Source organism: Lentibacillus halophilus (assembly GCF_039522485.1).
In the GTDB taxonomy this organism is placed as follows: Bacteria; Bacillota; Bacilli; order Bacillales; family Amphibacillaceae; genus Lentibacillus; species Lentibacillus halophilus.
This window is the reverse complement of record NZ_BAAADM010000035.1, coordinates 11,834-24,753: the sequence shown is the minus strand read 5'-3', so window position 1 is coordinate 24,753 and position 12,920 is coordinate 11,834. Positions and strand designations below refer to the sequence as shown.

11 protein-coding genes are annotated in these 12,920 nt (G+C 45.2%); 8 read left to right on the top strand and 3 right to left on the bottom strand.

From position 1 onward, the window contains the following. Positions 1-21 precede the first annotated feature (21 nt). On the top strand, positions 22-960 hold the full coding sequence (gene hemH, locus ABDZ72_RS07020; RefSeq protein ID WP_343752030.1) for a ferrochelatase: 939 nt from the start codon (positions 22-24) through the stop codon (positions 958-960). Then, the gene (gene hemY, locus ABDZ72_RS07015; RefSeq protein ID WP_343752029.1) at positions 957-2,357 is read left to right on the top strand and encodes a protoporphyrinogen oxidase; all 1,401 of its coding nucleotides are present in this window, start codon (positions 957-959) and stop codon (positions 2,355-2,357) included. Before hemH ends, hemY begins: the two co-directional genes overlap by 4 nt. Before the next feature lie 427 nt (positions 2,358-2,784). Here hemY and pepF read toward each other — a convergent pair whose 3' ends face one another. Beyond that, entirely contained in the window at positions 2,785-4,587 is a 1,803-nt protein-coding gene (pepF, locus tag ABDZ72_RS07010; RefSeq protein WP_343752028.1) for an oligoendopeptidase F, read from the bottom strand. A gap of 172 nt (positions 4,588-4,759) precedes the next feature. Beyond that, positions 4,760-4,888, bottom strand: coding sequence for a protein YhfH (yhfH, locus tag ABDZ72_RS07005; protein WP_343752027.1), 129 nt, complete (start codon positions 4,886-4,888; stop codon positions 4,760-4,762). Between the two features lie 100 nt (positions 4,889-4,988). Here yhfH and ABDZ72_RS07000 point away from each other — a divergent pair, with 100 nt between their 5' ends. The 3 genes from ABDZ72_RS07000 (at position 4,989) to ABDZ72_RS06990 (ending at position 7,504) form a co-directional block, all read left to right on the top strand. Next, entirely contained in the window at positions 4,989-5,732 is a 744-nt protein-coding gene (locus ABDZ72_RS07000) for an MBL fold metallo-hydrolase (RefSeq protein WP_343752026.1), read from the top strand. Between the two features lie 62 nt (positions 5,733-5,794). Further along, positions 5,795-6,790 (top strand): lipoate--protein ligase, encoded by a 996-nt coding sequence (gene lplA, locus ABDZ72_RS06995; RefSeq protein ID WP_343752025.1) that lies wholly within the window; start codon positions 5,795-5,797, stop codon positions 6,788-6,790. A gap of 192 nt (positions 6,791-6,982) precedes the next feature. Then, complete coding sequence (locus tag ABDZ72_RS06990; RefSeq protein WP_343752024.1) at positions 6,983-7,504, top strand: competence protein ComK; 522 nt, start codon at positions 6,983-6,985, stop codon at positions 7,502-7,504. Here the strand turns inward: ABDZ72_RS06990 and ABDZ72_RS06985 are convergent. Beyond that, the gene (locus ABDZ72_RS06985; RefSeq protein WP_343752023.1) at positions 7,452-7,841 is read right to left on the bottom strand and encodes a YhjD family protein; all 390 of its coding nucleotides are present in this window, start codon (positions 7,839-7,841) and stop codon (positions 7,452-7,454) included. The genes ABDZ72_RS06990 and ABDZ72_RS06985 overlap by 53 nt on opposite strands. Before the next feature lie 192 nt (positions 7,842-8,033). Between ABDZ72_RS06985 and ABDZ72_RS06980 the strand changes: the two genes are divergently transcribed. From ABDZ72_RS06980 to addB, 3 genes are all read left to right on the top strand, one after another. After that, entirely contained in the window at positions 8,034-8,696 is a 663-nt protein-coding gene (locus ABDZ72_RS06980) for a TVP38/TMEM64 family protein (protein WP_343752022.1), read from the top strand. Between the two features lie 72 nt (positions 8,697-8,768). Next, positions 8,769-9,317, top strand: a complete 549-nt coding sequence (gene lepB, locus ABDZ72_RS06975; protein WP_343752021.1) for a signal peptidase I — start codon at positions 8,769-8,771, stop codon at positions 9,315-9,317. A gap of 108 nt (positions 9,318-9,425) precedes the next feature. Continuing rightward, the gene (gene addB, locus ABDZ72_RS06970; RefSeq protein ID WP_343752020.1) at positions 9,426-12,920 is read left to right on the top strand and encodes a helicase-exonuclease AddAB subunit AddB; all 3,495 of its coding nucleotides are present in this window, start codon (positions 9,426-9,428) and stop codon (positions 12,918-12,920) included.

The window sequence follows — 12,920 nt, the reverse complement described above, 5'->3', positions numbered from 1 at the left end:
GAAAGCAGAGGTGCAGTAAAAATGAAAAAAAAGAAATTGGGACTGCTCGTTATGGCTTATGGGACACCGTATAAGGAAGAAGATATTGAACCGTATTATACGGATATCCGCGGTGGGCGAAAACCGACAGAGGAACAACTTCAGAATTTGAAAGACCGCTATAAAGCCATTGGAGGTATTTCGCCACTAGCCAGAATCACCGAAGAACAGACGCAAGCTCTTGAAGACCAATTGAATTCGATGCAGGATGAGGTTGAATTCAAGGCGTACATAGGTTTGAAACATATTCATCCGTTTATTGAAGATGCCGTCCGACAGATGGCGGATGACGGTATTACAGAAGCTGTGTCGCTTGTTCTGGCGCCGCATTATTCCACATTCAGTGTCAAATCGTATAACAAACGTGCTAATGATATCGCAGAAAACTATGGGATTGACATAGGATCAGTTGAAAGCTGGTATAACGAGCCGGGCTTTATTAAGTACTGGGCTGATCAAATCGGCTCTGTTTATGGCCGTATGCCGGCTGACGAGCGGGATAAAGCCGTGCTGGTCGTTTCCGCGCACAGTCTTCCGGAAAAGATTCTGAAAGACGGCGACCCGTATCCGGAGCAGCTCAAGGAAACAGCACGGCTTATCTCCGAAGCGACAGGCATCGATAACTATGCGATCGGTTGGCAAAGCGAGGGAAACACCCCTGATCCATGGATCGGCCCGGATGTGCAGGATCTGACTCGCGAACTTTATGAACAGGAAGGCTACGAGTCATTTGTTTATGCACCGGTCGGGTTTATTGCTGATCATCTCGAAGTATTGTATGATAACGATTATGAATGCAAGGTGGTTTGTGATGAACTTGGTGTTAACTATCACCGCCCGGAAATGCCGAATAGCCACCCGCAGTTTATCGCAACTCTTGCTGATGTCGTGATGAAGAAAGTGAAGCGTGAAGTCCAATGAGCACACATAAAAAAATACTGATAGCAGGCGGTGGCATAACAGGTTTGACAACTGCCTACTACTTGCAAAAAGAAATCGCGGAAAAGGATTTGCCATATGACGTGACGTTAGTTGAAGCGGGCAACCGGCTCGGTGGTAAGATAAAAACAATTCGCCGTAACGGGTTCGTCATTGAACAGGGGCCCGATTCATTCTTATCCCGCAAACAACCTGCTGTGAAACTGGCGTATGAACTCGGCCTTCACGATCAACTTGTCCGAAATGGGACAGGGCAGTCTTATATTCTCGTCAATGACAAGCTACACAAAATGCCAAAAGGATCCTATATGGGCATTCCAAAGCAAATCCGCCCCTTTTTATTCTCAGGCATATTGTCACCAGCAGGAAAGTTACGAACAGGAATGGATTTGATTATGTCAAGGGGGAAACAGGGGGATCAGTCATTAGGGAGCTTTTTCCGACGCCGTTTTGGCAATCAACTGGTGGAAAATCAGATTGAGCCCCTTTTGTCCGGTATATATGCTGGTAATATCGATGAGATGAGCATCAAGGCGACATTCCCGAACTTTTACGATTTGGAACAGACGTACCGCAGTCTGATTAAAGGGCTTCAGGAAACCGACCCAAAACCAAAAACCAAAAACGACGGAAAAAAACAAGGTGTGTTTTTTTCTTTCAAAAACGGATTGGAAACATTAATCGAGGAACTTGAAGCGTCTCTGGGTGATATTGTGGAAAAAAATGCCGGAATTGATCATGTTGAGAAAAAAGAGCACGGTTATCACGTGCTTCTGAGCAATGGCGATGTTCATAAAGCAGATGCGATTGTGATGGCCACACCGCATTATACCGTGCCTAAAGTTTTCAGTCAATTTGATCTGTTTGACAGCTTTCAGGAGATTCCCTCTAATTCGGTTGCGAATGTGGCCATGGCTTTTGATGAATCTGCTATCAAGCAGGATATTGACGGAACCGGTTTTGTTGTATCACGAAACAGCGATTATCGCATTACGGCATGCACCTGGACTCATAAAAAATGGCCGAATGCGGCACCCGAAGGCAAAGCGCTTGTCCGTTGTTATGTTGGTAAACCGGATGATCAGGATGTGATCAATCTGTCGGATGATGACATGATCGACATTGTGCTGAATGATTTAAACAAAACCATGAATATAACACAAAAGCCTGAGTTCAGTGTTATCAGCCGTTGGAAGAATGCAATGCCGCAGTACACAGTCGGTCATAACGATATGCTTGAGCATGTCCGTGCATCGATGCACAAAGAACTTCCCGGTGTATTTTTGGCCGGAAGCTCCTATGAAGGCGTCGGCATCCCGGACTGTATCGGCCAAGGAGAACAAGCCGTCGCAGACGTTCTTGATTTTTTAAAAAACTAGAAAAAACGGGCTGGGACAAAAGACGTTTAGTCAAATAAAAATCCGAACTATGATTCGCGAAAAATCTGAATCAGTTCGGATTTTCATTTAGCGTAGGAAAAACACGGAGACTCCTGCGGGATGAAAAGCCTAGATAAGACCCCGCAGTGCGATAAGCACAAAGCAAAGCTTCCATGAGTAGGCTGCGACCTGCGAGGAGCGTAGGCTTCGACGAATAACCTTGCAACGCGACGAGCACGAGGAGGCTTATCAGCGCCCGCGGCAAAGAAGACACTGTGAAAGCGACCAAAGGAAGCTTGAACAGATGTCGCGCTTGTGCCTGGCAAGGTGAAAGCGTAGTGTTTTTCCGGAGCGGTGACTACGTCTTAACTATATTGTTCGTGTTTAGAAAGGATTTGTTCAATCTTATCCCAGTCCCTTTCTTTATTCAAAAGCTTTCTTCCAGTTCATCGACGAGCTGTCCAACATAAGCGACGGCTTCTTTGATAGCGTCTGGACTGGACATATCGATGCCGGCCTTTTTGGCGAGTTCAAGCGGTTTCAAGGTGCCGCCGGCTTTTAGAACAGAAAGCCAGCGATCCACGGCAGGCTGGCCTTCATTCCGGATTTGTCCGGCCATGGCGGTAGAGATGGTCAGTCCGGCTGAGTACGTATACGGGTACAGCCCCATGTAATAGTGTGGCTGACGCATCCATGTTAGTCCTGCTTTGTCATCGATGGTTACCGCATCGCCCCAGAAGTTTTGCAGGGCTTCTTTCTTCTGTTCCGTCAAAATAGATGCTGTCAATGCTGTTCCTTCTTCAGCCAGTGTGTACACGCGGCGCTGGAATTCGCCCTCAAGCAGATGGGTGACAAAGTTGTGATAGTACGTTTCTAAAAGCTGGCTGATAACCCAGCGTCGCATTCGTTTGTCGTTAGTTCTGGCAAGCAGATGATCGGCCAGTAGCAATTCATTCAAGGTGGACGGTGCCTCGATGAAATAAGTGGATGGACTTGTATTGACAAGGGACTGGTTTTCGCCTGCCAGATAAAAATGACCGGCATGCCCAAGCTCGTGTGCCAATACAAAAGCGCTCCGCATGGTGTCGGTCCATGTCATCATGATATAAGGATGGACGTCATACGGGGGGTCACAGAACGCTCCGGACTGTTTACCGATATTGTCTGCCCGGTCCACCCAGCGATTGTTAATGCCTTTTTCTATGATGCTGCTATATTCTGGTCCCATCACCTGCAGCGCCTCAAGGATGGTGTCTGTTGCTTCATCATACGTTGTTTCCGGATTAAATTCCGGGTCAAGAGGTGCCTTCAGGTCGGCAAAATGCATGTCTTTGAGTCCGAGTTGTTCTTGTTTTAGACGGGCAAACCGGCGCATGTGCGGTGCCAGCTCGTCCTGAATGATATCCAGCTGTTGGTGATACATAGGTTTCGTGACTTGCTGCGGGTGCAGCAGCATGTCCGTGACCGAATCAAAGTAACGTAGACGTGCCATGGTCACCTGTTTGGTAACTTCCGTGGCATACGTTGCGGCATAGGTGTTTTTGTAGTGATTCAATGTTTTAAAAAACGTGTCATATGCCTGCCGCCGAATCGTTGTATCCGGTGATCCTTCATAACGGTCCTCAAACAGGGATTCGGACATGGGCCATTGGTCGCCGTTACTGTCCGTGATCGGTTCAAACGACATATCCGAGGCTTTGCTGCGTTCATAGATCATATAGGGGGCGTTATGTATCTCCTCAAGTGCTGCGACTGTTTCTTCTATTTCTGGTGCCAGGGTGAACGGTTTTTTCTCCAGTATGTCCTTAAGGCTTTTTCGGTACGTTTCCAATTCCGGTTCTTCTGATAGAAAATAATCAATCGCGTCCTGGGAAAGCGCCAGCAGTTCGTTTTCGACAAATGCCAGCTTTGCCCCGACAGCAGCCATGACCGATGCCGTTTTGGCCGAATCGGCTTGGTTTTGGGGGTCCGATCCATCGGCGCTTGCTTTCAGACTGGCGTAGGTGGAAACGCGGATGAGCCGTTTTTCGAAATGGTCTTTTGCTTTTAGTCCGTTTAATAACTGCTGAGCACTGGTTGTCAGTCTTCCTTTATATTGGGTGACATCACTGACGTTGGCCTGAAGGGCGTTCAATTCTTTTTCCCATGCTTCTCTCGTTGCAAATAGGTCGGTTAAATCCCATGTTTCTTCTTCCGGTACTTCCGAGCGGACGTTCCGATTGGCAGTCATTACCTTACTCCTCCCCTGATATGATTGGTTTTCATATCCAATTATAAACGATACAAGATGGAAATAATATGATTTCCCCCACCGTTTCGCCAAAAAAAAATACAGCTGTGTGCATAGCTGTATCAGTGGAAAGAAAATATAGGTTTAACGTACAATGGAAATAGATGGGTGATCATAGAGCAGGATGATCACATTCATCGCATAAGTTGCCATAGCAGTCGGCTTTCTCATGCATGGTATGGCCGCAATGATGGCACTTCTTCTCCGGCAGGTTACGGAAAAACTCAACAATGTTATACATATGGCATCCCCCTTTGATTTGTTATTTATATTGTAATATAACAGTATGCTAAAAGTCAATACTGTGTTACAACAAAAATTAAAAATCGAGGTGATTACAGGTGAAGCTGACCGTTATTGGTTTCTGGGGGGCTTACCCGGCTCAGGATAGTGCGACGTCTGCTTATTTATTGGAAAAAGATGGTTTTAATCTGTTGGTGGATGCCGGCAGTGGTTCGTTGTCCAAACTGCAAAAACAGATACATGTGATGGATTTGGATGCGGTTATCCTTTCACATTATCACAGCGATCACGCGGCGGATATTGGTGTTCTGCAGCATGCTTGGCTCGTGCAGTCTTATTTGACAGGACAGAAGGGTGTGCTGCCGATATATGGACACACGGACGATAACGACCATTTTCGTCAATTATCTCATAAATTTACGGAAGGTGTTTCTTATGATCCGGATACTGAATTGGTGATCGGACCGTTTTCGATCACTTTTCTGAAGACTATTCATCCGGTTCCGTGTTACGGGATGCGCATTACGGATGGCGACACGACGATTGTTTATACAGCAGATACAGCGTTTATGGATACATGGATGAATTTTGCCAAAGACGCTGATCTTCTTATAACGGATTGTAATTTTTATGCGGATCAAAACGGATCGGTTGCAGGCCATATGACAAGTGAAGAAGGGGCCTCCATTGCAGAAGGGGCGCATGTCGGTGAATTGCTGCTTAGCCATCTGCCGCACTATCGTAATACGCATGATCTAATTGATGAGGCCGGCGTGTATTTTTCCGGAGACATTTATTTGGCGCGGGAAGGACTGACTTGGGAAAAAAATAATAACTTTTGAATGGTATAACCATTTCGGTTACACTGATAGATATGGAATATTTAAGTCAAGGGGGCGTTGCTATGAAATTTATTGATAATCAGGGTATCACCGACCCAATGGTTAACTTGGCGATCGAGGAATACATTTTACAACATTTCGGGGAAGAGGATACATATCTGCTGTTCTATATTAACCGGCCTTCGATTATTGTTGGGCGGAACCAGAACAGTGTGGAAGAAATTAATACGGACTATGTGGAGGAAAATGATATTAAGGTTGTCCGGCGTCTTTCCGGTGGCGGTGCGGTTTACCATGATGAACAGAATCTTAACTTTAGTTTTATTACACAGGATGATGGGGAAAGCTTTCAGGACTTTGCCAAATTCACTCAGCCTGTCGTTGATGTCTTGAATAAATTGGGTGTGCCTGCCGACATGAAGGGCCGTAACGACCTTGCTGTTGAAGGACGGAAAATTTCCGGGAATGCGATGTTTTCAACCAAAGGGCGTATGTTCAGCCATGGAACACTGATGTTTGACTCCGCTATTGAAAATGTTGTGGAATCTTTGAATGTTAATAAAGAAAAAATCGAATCAAAAGGTATCAAATCCATTCGCAGTCGCGTTGCCAACATTTCCGAGTATCTCGATGAAAAAATATCGATCGAATCGTTTAAAGAATTGATTTTGAAATATGTTTTTGATGTGGACGATGTGAACGATGTCCCTCGTTATGAATTGACTGAAGCGGATTGGGAGGAGATCCACAACATTTCCGAAAACCGCTATCAGAGATGGGAATGGAACTTTGGGCGATCACCGAAGTTCAACGTACAGGCGTCACATAAGTTTGACGGAGGCCTTGTTGATGTGCGGCTTGATGTAAAGAATGGCATCATCGAAAATTGTAAAATCTATGGAGACTTTTTCGGACTGGGTGAAATCAGCGAACTGGAGGACAAGCTTACCGGTGTCCGTCATGAGCGTAAGGCTATTGACGAAGCACTTGCCGACGTTGATGTTTCCTACTATCTCGGTAAAATTTCGAGAGATGAGTTCGTTGGTTTGCTTTATTGAATGGAAACAGACGTTCATGTGACATCTATTTCCGAACGCATCATCTATTTGGATCAACTCTGTCCAGCCGACGCTGAATGGTATTGGTCCTTTTTTTATGAAAATCGAATTTCCTCTATCATTTTTGCAAAAAATCTGGTAAATTATAGTCATGCCTCTTTCTTTTCATGCCAATGAAAGGATGAAAATTAAATGATCAATAATATGTATTCATCGACATATGAAGTTACTCCGCTTACGATGGCCATTGTGGCGGCCCCCGAAAACCATACAAAGCCATCAGCCATGGTGTTGGAAGAGGAGGGAACATGGATAGTGGAAAACACCCCAAGCAAGATTATGGAAAATGCGTGCAAATTTTTTGGTTCGAGTCTCAAAGGTCGTCAAGAAGGTACACGCAGTATTTGCGGCATTACCCATAAGGCCCCGATCTCCATTGCTCCATCATGCGGTATGTATTTCTTTCCCACCGCATCACCATCCAGCCACAAGTGTTCATGGATCGCCCATTCCCATATTGAACAGGTGAATAGAGGTCCATACCGGCAAACAGAAATCATTTTTAAAAACGGCAAAACCATTTTGCTGGACGTATCTTTCGGCTCTATCCTTAATCAGGTGCAGCGCACGGCTCAATACAGGTACATGTTGGATAATCGCATTAAGTATGCGCAGCGGGATCATGTTGATGTGGTGGCTGAACCTTATCCATAAGTTCCTGCATAATTGATTTTACTCGCTTGCGAATAACCGGATTAAAGTAATTTCGTTTTTCCTCTCGTCCGCTGCAAACGAATAAGTAGGATGAGAAAGAATGGCTCTTGTTCAACGCAACAACCTGTACGTTTCTGTCCCGCATCATTTTCCGTAAATCATTGCGTTCATTGATGGCTTTAGTGTTCATGGCTTCCAATAGGTTAAGATAAGGCTCCTTTATTTTGAATGTCCCGGCCTGAATATGCTGGATATCCTGCTGTATGACAGTGATTGCCATGGAAAGAAATAAGAACCGTGAAGCAAGGTGTAATTCGTCATCGGTCAGATAGCGCATAGAATCTCCTCCGTAAACGAACATTTGTTCCATTTCATTATATGATAAACAATCAAAAAAATACACTAAAATGAAAAGAAAGAGGCAAAAAAATTATATTCTGCTAGGCAGATGTAGACGTTTATTTTAAAATGATGATAGAAATACTAATTGTGAATCGATGCATGGAATGGGTGAGGGGACAATGATGTTATGTACTTGCTAAACGTCAGCCTGATGGATTGGAGGCTGTGGCTGGAGCAGGGAAAGATGGATGAATATATCCTGGAATTACTGAATGAATATGAAAGCCTTGGTCCACTGCCGGGAATCCTTTTACCATTTATAGAAGCATTTTTGCCTTTCTTGCCGCTCGTAGTGTTTGTGTTTGCCAATGCAGCGGCGTACGGTCTTTGGAAAGGGTTCATATTATCATGGTTGGGAGCGTGTGTTGGATCCATTCTCGTATTCCTGGTCATTCGTCGACTAGGAGATAAGCGCATGTTCAAAGCCATTCGTCGAAACAAACAAGTGCACCGGGTGACCAACTGGGTGGAACGGCATGGCTTCGGCCCCTTGTTTCTGCTGATGTGTTTTCCGTTTTCACCGTCGTCAGTTATCAATGTGGTGTCAGGGTTATCCAGAATAAGCACACATCAATTTATTCTTGCGGTCCTGATGGGCAAATCAGTTATGATTTTTTCCATTGCGTATGTAGGATCCAGCATATTGGAATTCGCCAAAAATCCGGTAAAAACCATTGTCGTTGGAATATGTATTCTATTGTTCTGGGTGTTTGGGAAATATATGGAACGTCGGTTAAATCGGAGAGCCACAGAAAAAGAATTTTCGGAAAAACATCAGGTTAAAAAGTAAACGACCGGGGTATGCTGTTAAAAGCAGAATCACTTGCTTTTTCTGCAAAACGAAACCCTGGAGGAACATGCTATGAAGAAAAAAAGTATACGTAAATATTTTACCATCATTTTATTGGCTGTTGTTCTGGCTTTCGTTTTCCGGTCACAGCTGTTTGCCAGCTACATTGTAAATGGTGAATCGATGGAGCCAACCCTTTATGACGGCAATCTGTTGATGGTCAACAAAGTCGTTTACGATCTTACGGATGTGGATCGATTTGATATTATTGTATTCCATGCCAATGACACGGACGATTATGTTAAACGGGTCATTGGTTTGCCGGGTGATGACATTGTTTACAAGAATGATAAATTGTTTATTAATGGTGAATATATGAAAGAACCGTTTTTAAAATCGTTCAAGAAAGCCAGCGCCATCAGGCCTTATACCGGTGATTTCACATTGAAAGAAGCAACCGGAAAGACAACGGTGCCGGAAGGGAAATTGTTTGTTATGGGCGACAATCGCAAAGATAGCCTGGACAGCCGCAAAATCGGTTTTATACCGATTGACACCGTTGTTGGCAAAGTGGACATTACGTATTGGCCTTTTTCCGATCTTCAGTTGGGTTTCGGCTGACCAGACTCTGAAGGGGCCCAGAGCATACATATATTGATAAGTGTCATCAAACCTGTTCTCTGCTAAAATGAGAACAGGTTTGATTTTTTCATTAAGGGAGCGGGAGAGATGGGACTCCGATTCTTACTGGGAAGAGCCGGAACCGGCAAAAGTGGAAAGATTTTGGATGAAATCAAAGAAGCGTTGACTGCTGATCCACAAGGGGCGCCTATCTATTATATGGTGCCTGATCAAATGACGTTTCAACAGGAATATGCTCTGTTTCAAGATGAGAAAATAGAGGGAAGTACCCGTGCCCATGTCGTTAGCTTTTCACGACTGGCCTATCGCGTGCTTCAGGAAACCGGCGGCGGGACAAGACAATTTATCAGCTCGGTCGGTACACAAATGATGCTCAGGAAAATTATTGAAGAAAAGGAAACCGAATGGACCATTTTTCAGAAAACGCTCGAAAAACAAGGTTTTCTTGAGCAACTGGAAGCCATGATTACTGAGTTCAAACGGTATCGAATCACCCCTGATATGCTTTATATGCAAGTTGAACAAATGAAACAATTTGTCCATAAGAAGCCAGGTGAAATGACACTGGCCAGTAAATTGAATGATTTGGCGTATATGTATGAAAAATTGAATATGGCTCTGCAAGGTCAATACGTCGACAGCGAGGACCAACTGCAGATGCTTGCCGATCAAATAAAAGATGCCCCGATGTTGGAAGGCGCAACCATCTACATGGACGGATTTCACCAGCTGTCACCGAAAGAACAACTCGTCGTGAAAGCTTTACTGAAAAAATGCCGGTCAGTGACAGTGGCATTAACAACGGATATTCCGGGTGTAGAACGTCCCTCTGAGCTTGACTTATTCTATCAGACGAAGGAAACATACCATGTGCTTCAAACAATCGCACAGGCGAACGGAATTTCAACTTATGAGCCGGACGTACTGGGGACCGAAGTTGACAGATTTTACACCCGGCCCTATTTCGCTCATTTGGAGCGATATTTTGATGTGCGGCCGGCACCAGTTTATGAAGGCGAAGCGCCCGTTCAGATTGCCGAAGCGGTTCATCCGCGAGCTGAAGTGGAAGGTGTTGCTCAGGAGATTCTTCGTCTCGTCAGAGAGGAACATTATCGTTTCCGGGATATAGCTGTATTTATGCGTCAGACCGAGGTCTATCATGACTTAATTGAAACAATTTTCAGTGATCACGATATCCCGGTATTTATTGATGAAAAACGTACGATGCTGAATCACTCAATGATTGAGCTGATTCGTTCGGTTCTGGAGGTCGTTGACGGTAACTGGCGTTATGATGCGGTGTTCCGCGTGCTGAAAACCGGCTTCATTCCGCCTGCTCATTCGACATACCCATTGAATGATGATGCGATTGACGAATTGGAAAATTACGTCCTTGAATATGGCATTCGATCACGTGAGCGTTGGCTCGGGGAGGATGAATGGATTTTCCAGCGTTTCCGCGGTTTTGATCGCTCTACTCAGACGGATGCGGAAATAGAGACGCAAAAGCGAATTAACGCCTATCGCAGCCAGGTTGTGCAGGCATTGCAGCAGTTTGACCGGGAGATCCGTCAAGCAAAAACCGTACGTGAACGATGTGAGGCTATATATCTGTTTTTGGAACGGGTGAACGTACCTGGACGACTGGAACAGATGCGGGAGATGTATGACTCAGAAGGTGATCTGGAAAAGGGACGGGAACAAGAACAAGTGTGGAATGCGGTCACTCAGCTGTTTGATGAAATAGTTGAAATGGCCGGCGATGAAACGATGACGCTCAAAACGTTTCGCTCGGCTGTTGAAGCCGGATTCGAATCACTCACGTTTGCCCACGTCCCACCCAGCATCGATCATGTTATCGTCGGAACCATTGACCGTTCGCGCATTAGTGGTGTCAAGTGCTCCTTGCTGCTTGGGGTGAATGACGGCACATGGCCGATGAAGCCGGAAGAAGATGGCGTGATCAATGAACAGGAACGTCATCTTCTTTCTGAGCATGGCATTGAGCTGGCTGAAAGCGGGAGTCGCCAACTTCTTGATGATTGGTTTTATATGTATGCGGCTTTTACGTCCGCCAGTGATTACTTATGGGTCAGTTATCCGTTAAGTGATGAAGAAGGCAAATCAAAAATGCCATCCCAACTGATTAATCGACTGGAAGAACTATTTCCGGCATGCGCAGACCATATGCTGCTGCAGGATCCGGATGAATTGCTTGATGCTGAACGATTCATTACGACACCAATCAAAACACGAGCCGCACTGACGGCACAACTAGCGCGCAACCGTAAAGGGTACCCCATGAAGGATGTATGGTGGCATGTGCTGAACTGGTATATACAACATGAACCGAAAGACAGCACCACTTACAACATATTGCAAAGCTTGCATTATCAAAACCAGCCTGTCCACTTGTCGCGGGATACAGCGCATCATCTTTATCCAAAACAGGTGCGAGCAAGTGTATCGAGACTGGAATCTTATTACCGCTGTTCGTATCAACACTTTGCAAATTATAGCCTGAATCTGCAGGAGAGAAAAACGTATAAATTGGATGCTCCGGATATTGGCCAACTTTTCCATGAAGCACTAAAAAAAATTACCGAATGGATTCAGAACGAGGGAAAAGAATTTGCCCAAATCACGAAAACGGACAGTGCCGGCTATGCTCATCAGGCTGTCGAGAAACTGGCCCCCGCGTTGCAACATCAAATTTTGCATAGTTCCAACCGATATAAATACATTCAAGAGAAACTCCAGGAAGTCATTACCCGGGCAACGTACATGTTGAGTGAGCAAGCCCGGCAGAGTGAGTTTACTCCAGTGGGTCTTGAACTTGGCTTTGGGGACAGGCAGACACTTGAACCGGTTACTCTCGCATTACCAAACGGCTTTGAGCTGATGCTGCGCGGGCGTATTGACCGGGTTGATAAAGCAGAAAATGACCATGGCTTATTTTTACGAATTATTGATTATAAATCAAGTGATCAGAGCTTGAACTTACTCGAAGTCTATTACGGGCTGGCCCTGCAAATGTTGACGTATCTGGATGTGGTTCTGTCCCAGTCGGAGCAATGGCTCGGCACCAAAGCAAACCCAGCCGGCGTGCTTTATTTTCACGTGCACAATCCGATGTTGTCCATCAGTAAACAAATGACCGATGCTGATATTGAAAGGGAATTATTTAAAAAGTATAAAATGCAAGGATTGCTGTTGTCCGATGAAGAGGTTGTTAAACTGATGGATACATCCGTCGAATCCGGAAAAAGTCACATTGTTCCGGCCGGCGTTAAAAAGAACGGAGGGTTTTACAGCGATTCCAGAATAACGGACCAAGAATCGTTCTCCGCGCTGCAGCAACATGTTCACCAGCTTATGATTCAAGCCGGTGTAGATATTACTTCAGGCGGCGTTGATTTAAACCCGTATCAGCATAAGGGGCGGATTCCGTGCACGTATTGCCCGTTTTTATCGGTCTGCCAATTCGATCCGTCGCTCGAGGAGAACAATTACCGAAAGCTGACGGATATGAATGATGAAGATATTTTTGAACAAATCCGCCACAAGCAGAGGGAGGAATAA